Annotated in this window: 24 protein-coding genes; 11 read left to right on the forward strand and 13 right to left on the reverse strand. The window is 70.1% G+C overall.

Features of this window, described 5'->3' with window-relative positions:
* Nucleotides 1–16 precede the first annotated feature (16 nt).
* The gene (locus ON30_RS24320) at nucleotides 17–595 is read right to left on the reverse strand and encodes a TIGR03086 family metal-binding protein (RefSeq protein ID WP_040710483.1); all 579 of its coding nucleotides are present in this window, start codon (nucleotides 593–595) and stop codon (nucleotides 17–19) included.
* A 210-nt stretch (nucleotides 596–805) separates the two neighbouring features.
* Here ON30_RS24320 and ON30_RS24325 point away from each other — a divergent pair, with 210 nt between their 5' ends.
* Nucleotides 806–1,015: an Rv3202a family protein gene (locus ON30_RS24325; protein ID WP_040710484.1), complete on the forward strand. Its 210-nt coding sequence runs from the start codon at nucleotides 806–808 to the stop codon at nucleotides 1,013–1,015.
* A gap of 88 nt (nucleotides 1,016–1,103) precedes the next feature.
* On the opposite strand, the gene menD is transcribed toward ON30_RS24325, so the two are convergent.
* From menD to ON30_RS24340, 3 genes are all read right to left on the reverse strand, one after another.
* A complete protein-coding gene (gene menD, locus ON30_RS24330) occupies nucleotides 1,104–2,741 on the reverse strand; it encodes a 2-succinyl-5-enolpyruvyl-6-hydroxy-3-cyclohexene-1-carboxylic-acid synthase (RefSeq protein WP_040710486.1) in 1,638 nt (545 codons plus the stop codon).
* A 162-nt stretch (nucleotides 2,742–2,903) separates the two neighbouring features.
* Nucleotides 2,904–3,347: a DUF6918 family protein gene (locus tag ON30_RS24335; RefSeq protein WP_040710820.1), complete on the reverse strand. Its 444-nt coding sequence runs from the start codon at nucleotides 3,345–3,347 to the stop codon at nucleotides 2,904–2,906.
* 141 nt (nucleotides 3,348–3,488) lie between these two features.
* Nucleotides 3,489–4,193, reverse strand: coding sequence for a PaaI family thioesterase (locus ON30_RS24340; protein WP_083911637.1), 705 nt, complete (start codon nucleotides 4,191–4,193; stop codon nucleotides 3,489–3,491).
* 125 nt (nucleotides 4,194–4,318) lie between these two features.
* Here ON30_RS24340 and ON30_RS24345 point away from each other — a divergent pair, with 125 nt between their 5' ends.
* The 5 genes from ON30_RS24345 to ON30_RS24365 all read left to right on the forward strand — a co-directional run bounded on the left by ON30_RS24345 (nucleotide 4,319) and on the right by ON30_RS24365 (nucleotide 8,995).
* Nucleotides 4,319–5,212, forward strand: a complete 894-nt coding sequence (locus ON30_RS24345) for a 1,4-dihydroxy-2-naphthoyl-CoA synthase (protein WP_040710487.1) — start codon at nucleotides 4,319–4,321, stop codon at nucleotides 5,210–5,212.
* A gap of 27 nt (nucleotides 5,213–5,239) precedes the next feature.
* Nucleotides 5,240–5,632: a VOC family protein gene (locus tag ON30_RS24350; protein ID WP_040710489.1), complete on the forward strand. Its 393-nt coding sequence runs from the start codon at nucleotides 5,240–5,242 to the stop codon at nucleotides 5,630–5,632.
* A gap of 343 nt (nucleotides 5,633–5,975) precedes the next feature.
* Nucleotides 5,976–7,109, forward strand: a complete 1,134-nt coding sequence (menE, locus tag ON30_RS24355; RefSeq protein WP_373282627.1) for an o-succinylbenzoate--CoA ligase — start codon at nucleotides 5,976–5,978, stop codon at nucleotides 7,107–7,109.
* Nucleotides 7,110–7,175: 66 nt separating this feature from the next.
* Nucleotides 7,176–8,165, forward strand: coding sequence for a daunorubicin resistance protein DrrA family ABC transporter ATP-binding protein (locus tag ON30_RS24360; protein WP_040710492.1), 990 nt, complete (start codon nucleotides 7,176–7,178; stop codon nucleotides 8,163–8,165).
* A complete protein-coding gene (locus ON30_RS24365) occupies nucleotides 8,162–8,995 on the forward strand; it encodes an ABC transporter permease (RefSeq protein WP_040710493.1) in 834 nt (277 codons plus the stop codon). Before ON30_RS24360 ends, ON30_RS24365 begins: the two co-directional genes overlap by 4 nt.
* 52 nt (nucleotides 8,996–9,047) lie before the next feature.
* Here ON30_RS24365 and ON30_RS41260 read toward each other — a convergent pair whose 3' ends face one another.
* Entirely contained in the window at nucleotides 9,048–12,725 is a 3,678-nt protein-coding gene (locus ON30_RS41260; protein ID WP_245554194.1) for an AfsR/SARP family transcriptional regulator, read from the reverse strand.
* Between the two features lie 73 nt (nucleotides 12,726–12,798).
* Between ON30_RS41260 and ON30_RS24375 the strand changes: the two genes are divergently transcribed.
* On the forward strand, nucleotides 12,799–13,260 hold the full coding sequence (locus tag ON30_RS24375) for an SRPBCC family protein (protein WP_040710495.1): 462 nt from the start codon (nucleotides 12,799–12,801) through the stop codon (nucleotides 13,258–13,260).
* Nucleotides 13,261–13,281: 21 nt separating this feature from the next.
* Nucleotides 13,282–14,151, forward strand: a complete 870-nt coding sequence (locus ON30_RS24380) for a 1,4-dihydroxy-2-naphthoate polyprenyltransferase (protein WP_040710496.1) — start codon at nucleotides 13,282–13,284, stop codon at nucleotides 14,149–14,151.
* 17 nt (nucleotides 14,152–14,168) lie between these two features.
* Here ON30_RS24380 and ON30_RS24385 read toward each other — a convergent pair whose 3' ends face one another.
* The 5 genes from ON30_RS24385 to ON30_RS24405 all read right to left on the reverse strand — a co-directional run bounded on the left by ON30_RS24385 (nucleotide 14,169) and on the right by ON30_RS24405 (nucleotide 16,927).
* Complete coding sequence (locus tag ON30_RS24385; protein WP_040710497.1) at nucleotides 14,169–14,552, reverse strand: phage holin family protein; 384 nt, start codon at nucleotides 14,550–14,552, stop codon at nucleotides 14,169–14,171.
* 67 nt (nucleotides 14,553–14,619) lie between these two features.
* A complete protein-coding gene (locus tag ON30_RS24390) occupies nucleotides 14,620–15,186 on the reverse strand; it encodes a Clp protease N-terminal domain-containing protein (RefSeq protein WP_040710498.1) in 567 nt (188 codons plus the stop codon).
* Nucleotides 15,186–15,407: a hypothetical protein gene (locus tag ON30_RS24395; RefSeq protein ID WP_040710500.1), complete on the reverse strand. Its 222-nt coding sequence runs from the start codon at nucleotides 15,405–15,407 to the stop codon at nucleotides 15,186–15,188. The genes ON30_RS24390 and ON30_RS24395 overlap by 1 nt, the downstream gene beginning before the upstream one ends.
* Nucleotides 15,408–15,500: 93 nt before the next feature.
* The gene (gene cds1, locus ON30_RS24400) at nucleotides 15,501–16,586 is read right to left on the reverse strand and encodes an L-cysteine desulfhydrase Cds1 (protein WP_040710502.1); all 1,086 of its coding nucleotides are present in this window, start codon (nucleotides 16,584–16,586) and stop codon (nucleotides 15,501–15,503) included.
* Complete coding sequence (locus ON30_RS24405) at nucleotides 16,583–16,927, reverse strand: DUF4229 domain-containing protein (protein ID WP_040710504.1); 345 nt, start codon at nucleotides 16,925–16,927, stop codon at nucleotides 16,583–16,585. Before ON30_RS24405 ends, cds1 begins: the two co-directional genes overlap by 4 nt.
* A 184-nt stretch (nucleotides 16,928–17,111) precedes the next feature.
* On the opposite strand from ON30_RS24405, the gene ON30_RS24410 reads away from it, so the two are divergent.
* Together ON30_RS24410 and ON30_RS24415 are read left to right on the forward strand one after the other, a co-directional pair.
* Complete coding sequence (locus ON30_RS24410) at nucleotides 17,112–17,324, forward strand: BldC family transcriptional regulator (RefSeq protein ID WP_040710506.1); 213 nt, start codon at nucleotides 17,112–17,114, stop codon at nucleotides 17,322–17,324.
* Between the two features lie 160 nt (nucleotides 17,325–17,484).
* Nucleotides 17,485–17,676 (forward strand): hypothetical protein, encoded by a 192-nt coding sequence (locus tag ON30_RS24415; protein ID WP_040710824.1) that lies wholly within the window; start codon nucleotides 17,485–17,487, stop codon nucleotides 17,674–17,676.
* Nucleotides 17,677–17,748: 72 nt separating this feature from the next.
* On the opposite strand, the gene ON30_RS24420 is transcribed toward ON30_RS24415, so the two are convergent.
* Nucleotides 17,749–18,456, reverse strand: a complete 708-nt coding sequence (locus tag ON30_RS24420; protein ID WP_157183822.1) for a hypothetical protein — start codon at nucleotides 18,454–18,456, stop codon at nucleotides 17,749–17,751.
* 176 nt (nucleotides 18,457–18,632) lie between these two features.
* Between ON30_RS24420 and ON30_RS24425 the strand changes: the two genes are divergently transcribed.
* A complete protein-coding gene (locus ON30_RS24425) occupies nucleotides 18,633–18,815 on the forward strand; it encodes a hypothetical protein (RefSeq protein ID WP_040710510.1) in 183 nt (60 codons plus the stop codon).
* Nucleotides 18,816–18,842: 27 nt separating this feature from the next.
* Here ON30_RS24425 and ON30_RS24430 read toward each other — a convergent pair whose 3' ends face one another.
* Both ON30_RS24430 and ccsB read right to left on the reverse strand, forming a co-directional pair.
* A complete protein-coding gene (locus tag ON30_RS24430; protein ID WP_040710512.1) occupies nucleotides 18,843–19,148 on the reverse strand; it encodes a HigA family addiction module antitoxin in 306 nt (101 codons plus the stop codon).
* 119 nt (nucleotides 19,149–19,267) lie between these two features.
* Nucleotides 19,268–20,236, reverse strand: coding sequence for a c-type cytochrome biogenesis protein CcsB (gene ccsB, locus ON30_RS24435; RefSeq protein ID WP_040710515.1), 969 nt, complete (start codon nucleotides 20,234–20,236; stop codon nucleotides 19,268–19,270).

Below are 20,236 nucleotides of genomic sequence, written 5' to 3' on the forward strand. Positions count from 1 at the left end.
GGCGGACCAGCTCCGCTCAGGCCGCCCAGTGAGCGTCGCGGCCGGTGAGTGCCAGCACTCGGTCGAGTGCGGGCGCGTCGGGGGCGACGGTGAGCACCGGGCCGAACATGCCCGGAGTGCCCTCGGCGGGGGTGTCGGCGAGCATCTCGAGCAGGATCGCGAGGTGGTCGTCGGCGGCGGTGAAGGGGAGCCCCGCGCCGCGCGCGAGGTCCCAGCCGTGCACCACGAGTTCGTCCAGGGCGATCCTGGCCATCAGCGCGGCGGGCAGTTCCACGCCGCCCGCCTCGGTGTCACCCTCCCAGGCGTCGGGCTTGCGCCAAGCCGCGACGAGGGCGGCGGTACGGGCCGGGATGAGGGTGCGCCACTCGTCGGGCAGGTCGACCTCGGCGGGGTTGCCCGGGGGAACCGAGCGCCCGACGGCCTCCTTGGTCGCCGCCTGACGGAACGCCTCGGTCAGCATGGCGACGTGCGCGAGCAGGTCGCGCACGGTCGTCGAGGCGCAGGGGGTCGGCGCGTCCAACCGGTCGTCGGGGATGGCGGCCACCACCGCGTCCAGCGCGGCGGCGGCGGGTTCGAGATCGAATTCGACGGTCATCTGCGGTCCTCCCGGTCGGGCGTGCGTGCTCGATGATGCAGACGGAACGGCTGTCGCCGATTCATCGGTGGAACCCGATAGTGCGGGGCGCGAGACCGCCCGGTATTGCCCGGCACGCCGTGCGCGGCGCATGCTCGTAACTGTCGGATTGTTGTTCACGCCCGAACCGGGGTACCCCGGCCCGAGTAACCGAGTGGACAGGAGCGCACGATGATCGATCACCGCACATCCCGCACCACCGACGAGGTCTCCGAGGCGGACCTGGTCGAGCAGTCCACGCCGGTCCATCCGGACGAGAGCGACGAACCCGATCTCGCCGCCGCCGTGGATCGCGACACCTGGTCGGCGAACACCGCCGACGTCATCGACCAGTCCATTCCCGTCCCGCTGGACGACGAGGACGCCGCGCCGGAGGAGTGAAGCCCGCGCGTGCGGCTCGGTCCGCGATGCGGGCGGACGACGCCGTCGCGTTGCGCGCCCGGCTACCGGGTGGGCCCGCGCGTGCGGCTCAGTCCGCGATGCGGGCCCGGACGGTGGCGTGCAGTTCGCGCAGGCTGGACCGCTCGGTGACGACTTCCAGCACCCGTACCCCGTGGGCGGGGGCGGTGAGTTCGATCGCGAGTTGTCCGGGGTCGACCTGGCGGTGCGGGATCCGGTAGGCGGCGCACAGCGCGGCCAGATCCATGCCGTGCGGGGTGCCGAACACCCGCTCGAACACGCCCGCGTACTGCGGGTCGCCCTGTTCGAGCAACTCGAAGATGCCGCCGCCGTCGTCGTTGGCGACCACGATGGTCAGATCCTCCGGGCGCGGTTCGCCGCGTCCGATCAGCAGGCCCGAGGCGTCGTGCAGGAAGGTCAGGTCGCCCATCAGCGCGATCGTGCGGCCTTCGTGGGCCAGCGCGGCCCCGACCGCCGCCGACACGGTGCCGTCGATCCCGGCGACGCCGCGGTTGGACAGCACTGTGACCTCGGGGCGCGGATGCGAGACCAGCGCCGCGTCGCGCACCGGATTGGACGCGCCGAGCAGCAGTTGGTCACCGTCGCGCAGGGCGTCCATCACCACGGCGGCGACGTGCAGGCCGGTGGGTTTGGGGTGGCGGTCCAGTTCCTCGCGGACCGCCGCGTTGACGAAGGCGTCGAGTTCGCGGCAGCGGGTCAGCCACTGCGGACTCGGCGCGCCGCTGGTGACGGCCCTGGTGCCGGTGCCGACGACATTGCCCGACACGTCGGGCCAGCGCGGGCCGGTGGTGAGCGCGAAGACCGTGATGTCCGGATCGGCGAGCACGCGCGAGACCTGCCGGTGCAGGGTGGGCCGCCCGGTGATGATGGCTTGGCGGGGCCGCAACAGCGGCAGGGCCAGCGGGTGCAGCGCCGGGCCGTGCCGGGGCGCGGTGGGTTCGGCGACGGTGGGCAGGTCGGCCAGTTCGGGGCGCGGTCCGGCGCCGTGGCCGGAGATGACGACCGTGTCGGGGGTCAGATCGATGTCGAGGGGGACGTCCAGCGTCGCGTACTGGGTGGCGGTCCAGGCGCGGCCGTCGCCGCGGCCCTCGGGAGCGAATTCGCCCGGTGCGAGGTCCGGGACCAGCGGTTCGCGCAGCGGGATGTCGAAGTGCACCGGCCCGGCGTTGCCCGAGCGGGTGCCGCGCGCGGCGGCCAGCACCCGGCACACGGCGGATCGCCACACGCTGTTCTGCCTGCCGTAGGCGGGTTCGGCATCGGTGTCGGCCTCGGCGAGACCGAGGCTGATGGTGGCGCGGACCTGGCTGCCGAACAGGCCGAGTTGTTCGACGGTCTGATTGGCCCCCGTGCCGAGCATGTCGTAGGGGCGGTTCGCGCTGAGCACGACCAGGGGGACGCGCGCGTAGTTGGCCTCCAGCACGGCGGGGCCGAGGTTGGCGACCGCCGTCCCCGAGGTCATGACGACGGGAACGGGGCGCTGGGCGGAGACGGCCAGGCCGATGGCCAGGAATCCGGCGCTGCGCTCGTCGATGCGCATGTGCAGGCGCAGCCTGCCCGCGGCGTCGGCCGCTTGGAGCGCGAAGGCCAGCGGCGCGTTGCGCGAGCCGGGGCACAGCACGACCTCGCGCACGCCACCGCGCACGAGTTCGTCGACGACCACTTGGGCCTGCGCTGTTGACGGGTTCACGCCACCAGCCTTACAGACACCGCGCCCGCCCGCTGCGTCAGCCTGCTCACAGTGTCGGTGTCCGCCGGGGCCGGTCCGGATGGGGATCCGCGCCGGACCGTGTGCCGCACGTCGAATCGCCGCGAGCGGCGAGTGTTTCCGACGTGCGGCCGATCAGCGGACTCAGGCGTGCCGCTGGACCAGGTCGCCCAGACGCGGCAGCGCCTCGATGACGTTCTTCTTGGCCGAGGAGCGCATCGAGGAGTAGACCTTCTGCAGCGCGGGGCGGCTGGAGGCCTGGGCGCGCTCGTCGGTGACCGAGAGCAACGCTTCGGCGACCGAGTCGGAGTTGGCCACCAGCAGGTCGGCGAAATTGCCGGTGCCCGCGGCGGTGTACTGCGCCCAGAACGGGTCGAGCTTCTCGACGAACTTGGGGGCCAACGATTCCAGCGCGTCCGGGACGATGGACGGGCTGATCTTCTTGACCGCCGCGTATCCACCCTTCACGGCCAGGCCGGACGCACCACCCTTGTCCGACACCTCGGCGTCCAGAACTTCTTTGGCATCGGCAAGGAAGGCCGTGCGCTTGGCATCGACGAGCAGGGATTCAGACAGTGCTGCAACCACTTTCAGGTTCCTCCGGATAGGTTCGTTGAACGAGCGCACGCCACTATACGCACCGGCGTCGATGGCCACACCACGCTCGCCCGGCAACGGGTCCGCTTCACCTTCGCACGACGGCGCGTTCAGCGCATCCGGGCAGCGTCCTCAGGGCTGCCAGGGCAGCAGTTCCACCATGAGTCCTTCGCAGTCGGCGAGCAAATCGCCCTGCTCGTCGCGCAATTCGGCGACGACGAAAGTCTTGCGTCCCTCGACGCGGTCGACCCGGCCCGACACGGTGAGCGGCGTCTCGAGCGGAGTCACCTTGCGGTAGTTGACATGCAGGTAGGCGGTGCGACTGATCGGGCGACCCGAGTAGTGCACGATCATCCCGAACAGGTCGTCGAAGAGCAGGGGCAGCACGCCGCCGTGCGCGGCGCCGTTGCCGCCCAGGTGGTAGCGACGGAATTCACCCGCCATGGTGATGCCGCGCGGTCCGGCTTCGCGAACCTGCCACGGCAGCAACAGCAGACTGCCGCGTCCGGGCAGCGTGACCACCCGGCCCGCGGGGCCCTGGGCTTCCGGTGCGCGGTAGGGCCCGAGCAGGTCGATGAGTTCGCGTGCCTTGCCGAGCGCCTCGCCGAAGACCTCGTCGCTCGCGTCGACGCTGACGGCGAGATCCTGGAGGGTGCGCATCGCCTCGACGAAGGGGCCGAAGTTCGGACCGACCTCGGCGCGGGTCACCTTGGGGAAGCCGCCGTGCTTCTCGTAGCGGTCCTGGTTCACCGCGCTGCTGTCGATGCGCCCGCGCGTCGACACGCCGGACCCGCTCTCCTCGACGCGGTCGGCCGCGTCCACCGTGCGCTCACTCATACCTGCACGGTAACGCGTCGTTTTACACCGTCAAGTCGACGGTCCTCGCGTGCCCGCGCGTGTGGGAGCCGATCGCGGGGAAGTCGCTGGCACCAACCCTTTCGTCGGGGGCGATAATCGCAGGCGTGACTTTCGACGCGACGCAGTGGCGACCCGTTCCCGGATTCGAGAATCTGACCGACATCACCTATCACCGGCATGTGGAGCAGGGCACGGTGCGCGTCGCTTTCGACCGGCCCGAGGTGCGTAACGCGTTCCGTCCGCACACCGTCGACGAGTTGTATCGGGTGTTGGATCACGCGCGGATGAGCGCGGATGTGGGTGCGGTGTTGGTCACGGGTAACGGTCCGAGTCCCAAGGACGGGGGGTGGGCGTTCTGTTCGGGTGGGGATCAGCGGATCCGGGGGCGTAGCGGGTATCAGTACGCGGGTGGGGAGACCGCCGACACGGTCGATACCGCGCGTGCGGGGCGGTTGCACATTCTGGAGGTGCAGCGGTTGATCCGGTTCATGCCCAAGGTGGTGATCGCGTTGGTCAACGGGTGGGCCGCGGGTGGGGGGCACAGTCTGCACGTGGTGTGTGATCTGACGTTGGCCAGTCGTGAGCACGCGCGGTTCAAGCAGACCGACGCCGATGTGGGCAGTTTCGACGGTGGTTACGGCAGCGCGTATCTGGCGAAGATGGTGGGGCAGAAGTTCGCGCGGGAGATCTTCTTCCTGGGCAGGGCGTACACGGCCGAGGAGATGCACGCGATGGGGGCGGTCAACGCGGTGGTCGATCACGGCGAGCTCGAGGCGGTGGCGTTGGAGTGGGCGGCGCGGATCAACGGGAAGTCGCCGCAGGCGCAGCGGATGTTGAAGTACGCGTTCAACCTGCTCGACGACGGTTTGGTGGGTCAGCAGTTGTTCGCGGGCGAGGCGACCAGGATGGCGTACATGACCGACGAGGCGGTCGAGGGCCGTGACGCGTTCCTGGAGAAACGCGCCCCGGACTGGACCCCCTACCCCTGGTACTTCTGACCGATACGAAAAGGACGGTGGCCGACCGTGGAAATCTTGAGCAGCCGGGTGATCCTTCGCCCCGCCGACTACCGCACGACACTGGAGTTCTACCGCGACACACTGGGTCTGGCGATCGCTCGCGAGTATCCCGGCGGCACGGTCTTCTTCGCCGGACAGTCGCTGGTCGAGGTCGCGGCGCACGGCGGAACCGGCGAATCGAGCACGTTCACGGGCGCGCTGTGGCTACAGGTCCGCGACGTCGAGGACGCCGCGGCGGAACTGGCCCTGGCCGGCGTGGCGATCGATCGGGCCCCGCGCGAGGAGCCGTGGGGGCTGATCGAGATGTGGATCCACGATCCCGACGGTGTGCCGCTGGTGCTCGTGCAGGTTCCCCCGACCCATCCGATCCGGCGTGATCCGCGCTGGTCGGAGGACTGACGACGCAATCTGCGGGCGGGTGCCCGCAGCTGTTCGGCCGTCCGGTCGAGTTGCCAACGGCAGTTGTGACGGGGACGATTACGCACGGGTGGACCCCGGCCGCCGATGTCCGGGTGGCCGCCGATTCCACCATCCCACGAGTGAATCGCAGTCTCGATGTCTGGCCTAGCCGATCCCTGTTCCCCGGGGGCGGCCGCGGTTCCCGCGCGTCGCCCCAGCAAACCGACCCGTCCCGCGCGCGGCGGCGCGGGCATGACACGATCCCTACCGTGAGGGAGCACAGCGAGGCAGAGATGGGCACCGTGCGCGAGGCGCGCTCGTGAGCACATTGCGGACGCTGCTGATGCCCACCGGGTCGGGCCTCGGCGAAGTCCTACCGCATCTGCGCGCGGCACTGGAGGGCAACGGCCCGGCCTGGCTGCCGATCCCGACCAGCGACCGGCGCGAAGCCCGTCGGCTCAGCGACGCGCTGGCCCCCGGCGAACCCATCGACGACGAGATCGCGCTGGTGGTCACCACCTCCGGCACCACCGGCGTGCCCAAAGGCGCGATGTTGAGCGCGGCGGCGCTGCGCGCCAGCGTCGAGGCGACCCACGAACGGCTCGGCGGCCCGGGCGCCTGGCTGCTGGCCCTGCCCACCCACCACATCGCCGGCATCCAGGTCCTGCTGCGCGGGGTGGCCGCGGGCACCGAACCGGTGGTCCTCGACGTCTCCGACGGGTTCCTGCCCGAGGCGCTGGCGGGCGCGATCGCGGGGATGCGCGGCACCCGCCGCTACACCTCGCTGGTGCCCACCCAGCTGATCAAGGCCCTGGACCACCCCGCGGCCGCCGCGGCGCTGGCCGATCTGGACGCGGTGCTCGTCGGCGGGGCGGCCACCCCGGTCCCGGTACTCGAACGCGCGCGGGCGGCGGGCATCACCGTCGTGCGCACCTACGGCATGAGCGAGACCTGCGGGGGCTGCGTCTACGACGGGATACCACTGCGCGGCACACGGATCCGCATCGAGGACGGGCGGGTGCTGCTCGGCGGCGACATGATCGCCTCCGGCTACCGCGGTCAGCCCGACCATCCCGCCTTCGCCGAACCCGGATGGTTCCGCACCGACGACGCGGGCAGCTACGACGACGGCGTACTGCGGATCAGCGGCCGACTGGACGAGGCCATCACCACCGGGGGCCTGCTGGTGCTGCCGCAGGTGGTCGAGGCGGTGCTGGTCACCCATCCCTCGATCAGCGAATGCGTGGTGCTCGGTCTGCCCGACGAACGACTCGGCCAGCGCGTCGCGGTCGCGGTGGTGCCCGCCGAAGGGGCCACCCCGACCCTGGACGAACTGCGCGAGCACGTGATCCGCGAACTCGACCCGATCGCCGCTCCCCGCGAGATGGCGCTGGTCGAGGAGTTGCCGCTGCACGGTCCCGGCAAACCGAACCGGGCCGCGCTGCGTCAACTGCTGCTGGCGGCCTCGACGAACTGACCCGCGCAAGAACCCGCGCCATCGCCGCGCAAGGGCGGTGCAAGTCGGCGGACGCATCGTTGTCCCATGACTTCACACACGCCGAACTCGGTCCTCGCCGTCGAGGCGACCGACCTGGTCAAGGTCTTCGGACAACAGCGCGCGGTGGACGGTGTCAGCCTGGCGGTGCCGCAGGGCGCGGTCTACGGGGTCCTCGGCCCCAACGGCGCGGGTAAGACGACCACCATCCGCATGCTGGCGACACTGCTGCGGCCCGACGGCGGCAGCGCGCGCATCTTCGGCCGCGACGTCGTCGCCGACCCGGCCGCGGTGCGTTCGCTGATCGGTGTCACCGGCCAGTACGCCTCGGTCGACGAGGACCTCTCCGCCACCGAGAACCTGATGATCTTCGCCCGCCTGCTCGGCCTCGGGCGCGCCGAGGCCCGCGCCAGGACCGCCGACCTGCTCGAGGAGTTCGACCTCGCCGAGGCGGCCGACAAATCGCTGAAGAACTTCTCCGGCGGCATGCGGCGACGCCTGGACCTGGCCGCCAGCCTGATCTCCACCCCGCCGCTGCTGTTCCTGGACGAGCCGACCACCGGACTCGACCCGCGCACCCGCGCCCAGATGTGGGAGACCATCCGCCGCCTGGTCCGCGAGGGCGCGACGGTGCTGCTCACCACCCAGTACCTGGACGAGGCCGATCAGCTCGCCGACCGGATCGCGGTCATCGACCACGGCAAGGTGATCGCCGACGGCACCGCCGACGAACTGAAAGCCTCGGTCGGCGGCTCCTCCCTGCACCTGACCCTGCTCGACCGCACCCAACTCGAACTCGCCCGCCGCGTGGTCGGCGAATTCCTCGGCGCCCAGGCGCAGATCACGCCGGAGGCGGGACGGCTGACCGCCCCGCTGCGCAGCGCCGACGTCACCACCGACCTGCTGATCCGACTGCGCGACGAACGGATCGGGGTCGAGGAGATCAGCGTCTCCAAGCCGACCCTGGACGAGGTCTTCCTCACCATCACCGGCCGTCCCACCGAGGACGAGACCGACACCGAACGGAGCGCGGCATGACCGTCACCCTTCCCGCCACCGCGACCGCCGCCCCCGCGCGGCCGATCCCGGTCCCCGCCGCGCCGATCACCGTGGCCAAGACCGTCGCCAACACCCTGACCATGGCCCACCGCGGCCTGCTCAAGATCAAGCACAACCCCGAGCAACTGTTCGACGTGGTCATCCAGCCGATCATCTTCACGCTGATGTTCACCTACATCTTCGGCGGCGCGATCTCCGGCGACGTGCACAGCTACCTGCCGGTCATCATTCCCGGCATCATGGTGCAGTCGGTGGTCATGACCTCGATCACCACCGGCGTGCAGTTGCGCGAGGACATGGACAAGGGCGTCTTCGACCGCTTCAAATCCCTGCCCATCGCCCGCATCTCGGCCCTGTCCGGCGCGCTCACCGCCGATATGGTGCGCTACCTCATCGCGACCACGCTCACCGTCATCATGGGTCTGGTGATGGGCTACCGCCCCGACGGCGGGGCGATCGGCGTCCTCGCCGCCGCGCTGCTGGTCATCGCGGCCTCCTTCGCGACCAGTTGGATCTGGGCCTTCTTCGGCGTCATCGCGAACAAAGCCGCTTCGGTGCAGGGCTATTCGATGCTGATCCTGTTCCCGCTGACCTTCTGCTCGCCCGCCTTCGTGCCCACCTCGACCATGCCCGGCTGGATGCAGGCGTTCGTCAACGTCAATCCGGTGACCCACCTGATCTACGCCTGCCGCGACCTCATGAACGACGGTCACATCGGCGCGCACTTCGGGTGGACCCTGGTCGGCGCGGCCGCGATCATCGCGATCTTCGCGCCGCTGACCGTCAGCGCGTACATGCGCAAGGCGTGACCCCCTCGGCCCGGCCGCCGTCCCCGTCGCGGGACGGCGGCCGTCGCCGTTCTCAGCGCAGCGCCTCCAGCAGCGCGATCGCCTCGCGCGCCGCGACCTCACGCCCCGCGCGGCGATGGACGCCCAACACCCGGTCGACCGGTTCGTCACCGAGACGCGCGCGCGCCGCCGCCACATGCCGGTCCAGCCGCATCGACGGAAGATCCTGACGCGCCGCCACATCCGGCGCCAACGCCAGCAGTCGCAGCCCGCGCTCGACGTCCTCGCCCGTGGCGACCAGATAGGACCCGACCGCGCACGCCATACCGCCCAACTGCGGCAGGTCGCGGTAACTGGAGAGCATCCGCAACCCCTGCTCGAGCACCTGCGGGACCAACTCCGCGGCGGAACGGGCGCGCCCGTGCAGGATTCGCGCGTCCACCGCCGCCGCCGCGGTCATGAGCGTCCCCGGGCCGGGGCCCGCGCCGAATTCCGGCCACCCGAACATCTCCAGCGCGCGCTCGTAGCGGCGCAGCCCCTCCTCGACCTCGCCACGCGCCAACGCCAACTCCGCGGCCGACTGCATCACCTCGGCCGCCAACTGCCCGTGCATCCCCGACGCGTGATCGATCGGCCCCAAACGGGTCACCCCGGACAGGAATTCGAGTTCGCGCTCGGCCTGGGCCAACTCGCCCGCGCCGACCAGCGAGGCCACCAGCATCGCGCGGATCTCGATGGTGTCCTCGTGCACGCCGAGACGCAGCAGCATGCCGAGACTGCGCCGGTAGTAGGTCACCGATGCGGGGTAGTCGGCGATCTGGCCGAACACCTGCCCCAGATGCCTGCACACCATCGCCACGCTCCACACCTGGTTCGCGCCGATCATCCCCAGCGCGCGGATCGCGTCACGGGTGGAACCGCGCACGTCACCCAGGTTCTCGCGCATATTGGCGCGCGTCAGCAACGCCGTCGAGGCGGTGTCGGGGTCGCCGCGCCGGATCGCGATCGCCAACCGCCGCCCCACACCGCGCAGATCGGAGCGACTCAACATCAACTCGCCGATCAACCGGTAGGTCGGGGACAGGTCGTCGCGGGTGCGCAGCAGGCGACGCACCCGGGCGCGCAGGCGGGCCACCGTGCGTGCCGACCCTTCCGAGTAGAACAAGTGCAGGAAGGCCATCTCGAAGGTGCACAGCACCCGATCCCCCACCGGGATCCCCGCCAATGTCGTCTCGTCCAAGGCGACGATCCGCGCGGCCCACCCCGCCACCTCCAGGTGCGAGCCGCGAATCATCCACAGCGATCCCACGACCGGGAACACGGAATAGGCGGTGCGGGCGTCACCGCGCTCCACCGCCGCGCGCAGCACCGCCAGCAGATTGTCCAACTCGGTCGTCACCGCCAGCGCCGGCGCCAACTGATCGCCGTCCTGGAAATCCCCCTCGGCGGCGTCGGCGAACCCCCGCCCCCAGTCCAACATCCGCTCGATCACCAGGTCGGCCTCCCCCTCGGCGGCGACCAGTTGCTCCTCCCCGTACTCGCGCACCGTCTCCAACATGCGGTAGCGGGTGCCGAGCACCTCGTCGTCGAACACGGTCAGCAGCGACTGGTTGACCAAGCCGTCCACCGCCGCCGCGACATCGCCCACCTCGGGACCGCCCGCCGCGATCTCGGCGGCCTCGACCCCGAAACCGGCCGGGAACCGGCACAATCGGCGCAACGTCACCCGCTGCGCGTCATCGAGCAGCGCCCAACTCCAGTCGATCACCGCGTGCAGGGTGCGGTGCCGCGCCGGGGAACTGCGATCCCCGTGCCGCAGCAGCGCGAACCGGTCCGCCAACCGGGTGTTGATCTCCTCCACGCTCATCGTCCTGACCCGCGCCGCCGCCAGTTCGATCGCCAGCGGCAACCCGTCCAACGTGCGACACAGCCGGGCCACCACTTCCGGGTCCAGCCGCACCGAAGGACGCACCGCCCGCGCCCGCGCCGCGAACAACTCGGTCGCGGGCGAACCCGCCGCGTCGACGGTCAACGGGGGCAGCGGATACACCGATTCGGCCGTGATCATCAGCGGGGCGCGACTGGTGGTCAGCACCGTCAACCGGTCCGCGACCCCGATCAGATCCGCGACGACCACCGCCACGGCATCGATCAGATGTTCGCAGTTGTCCAGGATCAGCAGCATCTCGCGCGCCGCCACCGCGTCCCGCAACCTGCGCCGCGGATCGGGGGTGTAGCCGGCGCGCAACGCCGTCGAATCGAAGGCCAGTTCGGTCAAGCCGAGCGCCGCCCCGATCGCCGCCTCCACCTCGGTGCGCGCCTGCTCCCCCTCGGCCCGCACCGACGCCAACTCGATCAACACCACCTGGGTGGAACGCGCCACCCGCGCGCCGACCTCGTTGGCGACCCTGGTCTTCCCGGTGCCCCCCGGCCCGAGCACCGTCGTCACCCGCGAACGCCGCGACATCGAAACGATCGCGTCCAGATCGGGCTGCCGCCCCAACAGTTCGGTCGGCGCGGCCCGCAACCCGATCGGCGGTGGCACTGAAGCTTCGGCGCGCTCACCGAAGCCGGTCGACTCCGCCGGCGCGGACCACTCGGCGGGCGCGGTCGCCCCGGACTGTTGTGTCGACTCGACCCGACCACTCGACCCGGAGCTCGCGGCCCACTCGTCCGCCGACTCCGCGCGTGCGGGCCACTCGTTCGGTGGGTTCGTCCCGGAACCCGTAGGCCACTCGTCGGGCCGGGTCGCTTCGGAGCGCGGCGGTGGCACGGCGGGACCGGCTACCCCGGAGCTCGCGGACCGTTCGGCGGAGCCGGTTGCCGGGCGGTCCCAGAGGGGTTCATGGGGATCGCCCGAATTCGAGGCAGTGGTTCCGGCCGTGGACCGTTCCGCTCCGGCGACCGTGTGCCGGGACCGAGCCTCGGCAGACCGCGCGGGCACGGGAAAGTCGAGGGGTTCGCCGCGCAGGATCGCCGTATTCGCCTCCACGAGCGCGCGTCCCGGGTCCGCGCCGAGTTCGTCGGCGAGGCGTGTCCGGAAGGCGGCGAAGGACTCCAGGGCCTCGGTGGCGCGGCCGGCGGCGGCGAGCAACCGCAGCAGCGTGAGTTCGACCTGTTCGTCCAACGGGTCGGCGGCGGCGCGGCGGCGGGCGACCGCGAGCGCGCCGTCCTGATCGCCGACCGCGCGGCGAGCGGCGATCTCCAGATCGTCCAGCGCGGTCGACCGGTCGCGGGCAGCGCCGCGCAATTCGTCGGCCACCGGACCGGACGGCAGGTCCGCGCCGGGTTCGCCCCGCCACAGCGACCGGGCCGCGCCGACCAGGACCAGCGCCGCCACCGCGTCGCCCGCCTCGTGGGCGCGCGCGGCCTCGCGGGTCAGTTCGCCCGCCAGCGACAGGTCGACGGCGTCGGCGGGCAACCTCAGCCGATAGCCGGCCGGGCCGATCTCCAACGCCCCTTCCGGCAGTGCCGAACGCAGCCGCGAGACCTGGGTGTGCAGGGCGTTCATCGGCGCGCGCGGCGGCTGATCGCCCCACACGTCCTCGATCAGCGCTTGCGCCGACCGGCTGCGACCGGGCCGCAGCGCGAGCGCTGCCACCAGTACGCGGGCGCGCGTGCCCGCGACGGCGCTCAGCGTGTCGTCGCGGCGCAGCGCGACCTCACCCAACAGGGCCACCACGACCGACGCGCCCGCCGGCGTGGCCGCGACTCGACTTCGGCGGTCCCGCCCGCCCGGTTCCGGATACATCCCGCGGTCATCGTATGCGAGCACGTTCGCGCCGATCCGATCGAAGTGGCGCGAATCGGTCTAGGCTCCCCCCATGGCCGACTTCGAAGTGGTCCGGCAGGCCGTGATTCCGGCCCAGCTGTCCACCGTGCACACCCTGCTCGCCGACTTCCACGAATGGCGCAAGTGGTCGCCGTGGGAGGACGTCGACCCGGATCTGCGCCGCACCTTCACCGGCCCGGAATCCGGCGTCGGCGCGAAATACGCCTGGGCGGGCAACCGCAAAGCCGGAGCCGGGAACATGGAGATCGTGCGCGACACCGATCGCGAGGTCGGGGTGCGGCTCGAGTTCGAGAAGCCGTTCAAGGCGGTCAACGACGTGCGCTTCACCCTGCATCCGGTCCCGGACGGCACCGAGGTGGTGTGGCGGATGACGGGTAACCGCTCCGGTCTGATCAAGGTGCTGTCGAAGGTGCTGCCGATGGACAACATGATCGGCAAGGATTTCGAGAAGGGGCTGGACCGGCTGAAAACGGCGGCCGGCGCGCGCCCGTAGCCCGAGGATTAGGCTCGGCGCATGGCAACAGCTGCGCAATGGCTCGAAGGGGCCCGGCCCCGGACCCTGCCGAACGCGATCGCTCCGGTTCTGGCGGGCACCGGGGCCGCCGCTTCGCTCGACGGCCTGGTCTGGTGGAAAGCCGTTCTCGCGCTGCTGGTCTCGGTGGCCATGATCATCGGCGTCAACTACGCCAACGACTACTCCGACGGGGTGCGCGGCACCGACGACGAGCGGGTGGGCCCGCTGCGATTGGTCGGTTCCGGGGTGGCCTCGCCCGCCGCGGTGAAGTACGCGGCGATCACCAGTCTGGCGATCGGCGCGGTGGTCGGACTGATCCTGGTGCTGACCACCGCCTGGTGGCTGCTGCTGATCGGCGCGGCCTGCCTGGCGGGTGCCTGGTTCTACACCGGCGGCAGCAAACCGTACGGCTACAGCGGTTTCGGCGAGGTCGCGGTCTTCGTGTTCTTCGGGTTGATCGGTGTGCTCGGCACCGAATTCGTGCAGGCCGAGCGGATCGACTGGGTCGGCGTGGTGCTCGCCGTCGCGGTCGGCGCGTTCTCCAGCGCGGTGCTGGTCGCCAACAACCTGCGCGACATCCCCACCGACACCGAATCCGGGAAGACCACGCTCGCGGTCAAACTCGGTGATCCGCGCACCAGGACCTTGCACGTGATCCTGCTGGCGATTCCGTTCGTCGCGACGTTGGCGCTGGTGCCCCGCACGCCGTTCGCCCTGGTGGGTCTGCTCGCCGTGCCGTTGGCGATCCGCGCCAACGCCCCGGTGCGCACGGGCGGGAACGGCCTGGAACTCGTTCCCGCCCTGCGCGACTCCGGTCTGGCCCTGCTGGTCTGGTCGGCGGTGACGGCGCTCGCGCTCGGTCTCGCCTGACCGACGGCCGGGACGGCTCAGTCGCCGTCCGGGACCAGGATGCCCAGCACCCAGTTCACCAGCGAGATGATGATGCCGCCGAGCAGGGCCGCCCAGAACCCGTCGACGTCGATCCCGTAATCGGAGAACGCGTCGGTGATCCACGCGGTGAGCAACAGCATCAGCGCGTTGACCACCAGCAGGAACAGGCCGAGGGTGAGCACCACCAGGGGCAGGGAGAGCAGTTGGACCAGCGGTTTGACCAGCGCGTTCACCAGGGTGAACACGACGGCGACCGCGAGGACCACGATGACTTTGCTGGTTGTGTCGTCGTCGGGACTCAGGATGGTGATTCCGTTGACCCAGGCGGCGGCCAACCAGATCGCTACCGCGTTGATGACCAACCGAATGACTAGCTGCATGGCCCCATGCTAAGTCGCGGAGCCCGTTTCCCGGGGGATTCGCCGGGAGCCCCCGCGGGCCCATGGGCTAGGCGGCGCGATCCAACAGCGCCGTCACCCGGGGGCGCAGGCGCGCGATCGCCTCGTCGCCGCCGAGGATCTCCGCCGTGCCCGAGTTGGGCGCGCACAGCACGGCCAGCGCGAGGTGCGCGGCGTCGATGACGCGGTCCTTGCGCGCCAACGTCTCCCGCAGCGAGAGTTCGATCACTTTCTTCGCCTCCCGGGTGAGCGGTGTGTGCCCGATCCGCGCGAGCAGCCCACGGCGGGGTTCGGGCACGGAGCGCTCCAGCGCGTCCTCGCCGAAACTCGCCTCGAGCGAGGCGCGCACGGCGTCGAGGTCGATGCCGATCGAGCGCAGGGCTTCGGCGTCCTGCTCGCCCAAGGGGGCGGCCGCACCCCGTTCGGCCAGTCGCGCGCGGACGTCGTCCTGGGTCACGCCCGCCTCGGCGAAGACCTCGCGCAGCGCGGGTTCGGCCACCGCTAGCAGACCGAGCAGGACGTGCTCGACATCGATGACCGGGGAGCGCAGTTCGCGCGCCTGCTTGTGGGCCTGGGTGACGGCGGCCTTGGCGACCGCGCTGAACCGTTCGAACATCAGCGGTTCCTGCCTCTCGGGTTGTATTTCTGATGGACCGCCTGCTTGCTGACCTCGAGCGCCTCCGCGATGGCCTGCCAGGACCAGCCCTGCTTCCTGGCGTTGTCGACCTGGATCGCTTCGAGACGTTCGAGCAGCCTGCGCAGGGCGAGCACCGCGCGGAGTCCGACCGCGGGGTCGGGACTGCCGGCGGCGGCCGCCAGGGTGGTTGCCTCTGTCATGTCGTCAACTTTGATTGACGCCCGGCCCGCTTGTCAACAAAAATTGACGACCGTGGGCGCGACGAAGCCGGCGAAGTCCGAGAAAAGCGAGGTTCAGGCGGTCCAGCGACCGGTCTCGTGGAAGATCTCCAGCGCCCGGTGCGGTGCGGTCAGTGACATCCCCTGCTTCGCCATCCAGGCGTCGTCGAAGTAGGTGCCCGCGTAGCGGTCGCCGCCGTCGCAGAGCAACGTCACCACGCTGCCGCCGCGCCCCGCCGCCAGCATCTCCGCGATCAAGGCGTAGGCGCCCCACAGATTCGTGCCGGTCGACCCGCCCACCTTGCGGCCGAGCACCCCGCTCGCGAACCGGGCCGCCGCGACCGAGGCGGCGTCGGGCACCTCCAGCATCCGATCGACCACCTGCGGCACGAACGACGGTTCCACCCGCGGCCTGCCGATCCCCTCGATCCGCGAGGACATACCGGTCTGATAAGCGCGATCACCGGTTTCGTAGCCGCCGAAGAAGGCGGAATTCTCCGGATCGACGACCGCCACCCGCGTCGCATGCCTGCGATATCGGACATAACGCCCGATCGTCGCACTCGTCCCACCGGTGCCCGCCCCGACGACGACCCACTCCGGCACCGGATACCGCTCCAACGACATCTGCTCGAAAATCGACTCCGCGATATTGTTGTTGCCCCGCCAGTCGGTCGCCCGCTCCGCGTTGGTGAACTGATCCAGATAATGTCCGCCGCATTCGGCCGCCAACCGGGCCGCCTCGGTGTACATATCCGGCGGCCGGGTTACGAAATGACAGCGCCCGCCCTGCGCCTCGATCAACGCGATCTTCTGCGGAGAGGTGCTCGCCGGCATCACCGCGACGAAGTCCAGCCCCAGCATCCTGGCGAAATACGCCTCGCTGACCGCCGTCGACCCCGAGGATGCCTCCACCACCGTGGTGCCCTCGGTGATCCACCCGTTGCAGATCGCGTACAGGAAAAGCGACCGCGCCAACCGGTGTTTCAGACTGCCGGTGATATGGGTCGACTCATCCTTCAGATAGAGCTGCACGCCCCAGTCCGACGGCAGCGGATAACGCAACAGATGGGTGTCGGCACTGCGTTGGGTATCGGCGTCGATCAACCGCACCGCGTTGTCGACCCAGTCGCGCGGCGTACTGCGATCGCACTGCCTCACGTGGAGGCGTCCCCGTCATCCCCCCGTAGACGCGCGCGCAATTGCGCTTTGTCCTTGCGCCGTTTCTCATCGACCACGGCGATGTCCTCGTTGACCTTCGCGCGCAATTTCTTGAACAACGTCAACGACAGCGGCATCGCGATGATGAGCGCGAACAGCACGGCCACGATCAACGGGACCTCGACCGACACCAGTCGGGCGCCCACCACGATGATCGCGGTGACGACGGCGACGAGCACCAACCGCGCCAGGGTGTAGAGGGCAAGGTTCACGGCCAGCCTGCGACCGGGCGCCGAGGTTTGCCGGCCGGATGCGCTGTCGGCGGGAGTTGCGTCGCTCACGCCGACCAGCCTAGGCGACGCCCGCGCGGCGAGCCCCGGCCCACCCGTCGCCGAGGTCGAAATCCTATCCGTTTTGTCCATTACTTCGCCTTTACCAACAGTAGGTGGTTCGCGTACCTAGGGGTCGGGGTGCAACGATGACGCCATTCTGATGAGGGAACTGTCGAGAACGGAGAGGTTTGCTATGACTGCGATCACCGTCGGCGGCCAGGACACCTTGCTCACCCCGGGCCAAGTGGCTGCCATGTTCCACGTCGACCCGAAGACAGTCACCCGGTGGGCCCACGCGGGCAGACTCGGGTCACTGCGCACACCCGGCGGACACCGCCGGTTCCGCGAATCCGAAGTGCTGCGACTGCTCGAGTCGCTGACCACCGAGGCGAGCCCCGCGCGCTGAGGTCCGTTCCGCGCGGGCGGCCTCGGCGGCCCGCGCGTCGGTCACGTACGCGTCGGCCCGCACGGACGGTCGTCCGCCGGATATCGGATGACCGATTCGGCCGCCGACGATGCGCTCCGGGCGCGTACGCGGCTACCCTCGATGTGAGGAGGTGAGCGACGTGATCTACCTGGTGGCACTCATCGCGGTCGTTGCGGTCGCGGTGCTGTGCTGGAAGGCGTTCGGCCCGCGGATATCGGACCCTTCCCCGCGTTCATCCCGACACAAGCGGATCATGGGTCCCGACGACGACCCGGACTTCCTGTGGCGGATCTCCCGACAACAACATCGAGACGGCGAAGGCGACCGCTGAGGCCGGATTCCCGATGGGCGCGCCTGCACGCTGGGCCCATCGCGCGGAACCGGTAACGCTCGGCCCGCCGCGTCAGTCGCGTGGGCGCACGGCGTCCGGCAGGTCGGCGCGCTGCTCGGGATGCCGCAGATAGTGGCGCACAAGGTGATAGGCAACCAACGGATTCATCGCCAACACCGCGTCGGGCACCGTCACCACCCGCGTCCCGGCGATCTCCCGGGCGGTCCGCCCCATCCGACGCCTGCCCGCCGCCCGCCAGAACGCGTCCGGGTCGTGCACGTCGATGCCGAACATGTTGTGCCAGCGCGAACGCCCCGACACGCGCAGATACGCGCTCACCTCGGCGATATCCGCCCACGCCACCGCCAGCGACTCCCCGTCGCCCCCGCGCCGCAACACCCGCGACGGCGTCAGCAACAGGCCGGGCACCAGATCGCGGCGCGTCACGAACTCCAGCCACGCCGCGCCCAGCGAACACCCGCCGACCACCGCGAACACCAGCACCGCCGCCAACTCCAGCGGATCGAACGCGATCAGCACATGCCAGCCCAGCACCACCGCCAGGGCCTCGAACACCAACCCCATCAGCACGAAGACCAGCCCCTGCCAGCGCGGCGGGCGACGCATCGGCAACAACACCGCCGACTCGCGCACACCTTCGTGCACGACCTCCTCGACCCGCACCCCGGTCAACCCACGCGCGCGGTAGCCGTCGACCAGATCGTCATCCCAACGCCACTGCTCCGGCCACGTCGAAACCCCGGCCAACTCTGTTGCCACCGGCCGATCGTGCCACACCGCGGCACCGTCACCGAGCGATCCCGACACCATGGCGAACGAGGCGAATACCCCGCCGCCGAAGACGACCCGGACGTTTGCTGAATCGATGGCCCGCCGTGGGACGATATTTCGTCCGGCGCGGTAGCGTCTCGGCCAGGTAGACGGAGGGGATAGCCATGAAGGTGCTCGCCACCGCGGCGGTGGTCGTCGCGGCCGGACTCACGCTCAGGGCATGCGGCGACGACACCACGACGACACCGATATCAGCCACCTCGACCGCCCAACTGAGCGCACAGCAGTCCGGAATGGCCACCCGGATCCCCAAACGCGCCCCCTCCCCCAACGGCCCCTGGATCTGACTCAGGTTCCGGCAACGCCGCCACCCCTCAGCAGGCGGCGCGATACGGGACTATGTGGCTGAGGGTTTCGGCGAGTTTCTCGCGCTCGAGCACGAGGTCGTAGTGCGTTTGCAGGTTGATCCAGAATTCCGGTGTCGTACCGAAATAGCGGGCCAAGAGCAGCGCTGTGCGCGTGGTGATCGCACGCTTACCGTGCACGATCTGGTTGATGAGCCGGGCGGGCACGCCCAAGGCGCGAGCGAGCGCGTTCTGACTGATGTGCAGCGGCTCCATGAACTCCTCGGCGAGAACTTCACCGGGGGTGGTCGGGGGCAGCGGCGTCGACGAGGCCATGGGCTCCCCTTTCAGTGATAGTCGACGATCTCCACCTCGAATGGTCCGACAGGCATACGGTCTGCCGCCGGTTGGACACGAAACACCGACGGCAGGTTGCAGGTCCGTACGGGGTTGGGTCAGGTGAGGCCCGCGTAGGAGTGCAGGCCGGAGATGACGATGTTGATGATGAAGAGGTTGAAGAGCATGGCTGTGAAGCCGGCTACGTTGATCCAGGCGGCGCGGGTGTCGCGCCAACCGCTGGTGGCGCGGGCGTGTAGGTAGGCGGCGTAGAGGACCCAGGCGATGAAGGAGCAGGTTTCCTTGGGGTCCCAGCCCCAGAAGCGGCCCCAGGCGGCTTCGGCCCAGATGGCGCCGAGGATGACGCCCGCGCCGAACAGGGGGAAGCCGATGATGGTGGTCTTGTAGGCGAGGCGGTCCAGGGTGCGCGCGTCTGGTAGGCGTTTGGCGATCGCGCCGAGGACGCCGGTGCTCTCCGCGCCTTCGGGTTGGCGGATGCGGAACAGGAACAGCAGGCTGGCGACGCCGGAGACGAGGAAGACGCCGCTGCCGATGCTGACGATGGTGACGTGGATCGGCAGCCAGAACGAGCGCAGCGCGGGCACGACGGGGGCCGCTTCGGCGTAGAGCACGGTGCCCGCGAGGAACATCAGGATCAGCACGGGCACCAGCAGGAACACCCAGGTGGCGCGGTAGCGCTGGTCGCGCAGGAAGATCAGGCCGACGACGGTGGCCGCGGCGGTCGCCATGGTGACGAATTCGTACATGTTGCCGAGCGGGAACCGGTGGGTGGCGAAGCCGCGCAACACGATCGACAGGATCTGCAGGGCGACGCCGACGACCAGCACCGAGAACGCCATGTTGCCCAGGCGTTCCGACAGCGGCACGGGTTCGGGCGCGGTGATCCGTCCGGGGCCGGTGGGCCGTTCGGCCGGTGCGCCCGCCATGCTGTGTTCGCGTTCGGCGAGTTGGCGGGTGCGCGCGGTCGCGTACTGCCAGATCAGCAGGATGACGACGAGCGTGTACACGACCAGCGCCGATTTGAACGCGAAATCGCTGTACCGGGCGAGGGTTTCGTCGATCGGCAT

The sequence above is a fragment of the Nocardia takedensis NBRC 100417 genome, from assembly GCF_000308695.1.
GTDB classification, from domain to species: Bacteria; Actinomycetota; Actinomycetes; order Mycobacteriales; family Mycobacteriaceae; genus Nocardia; species Nocardia takedensis.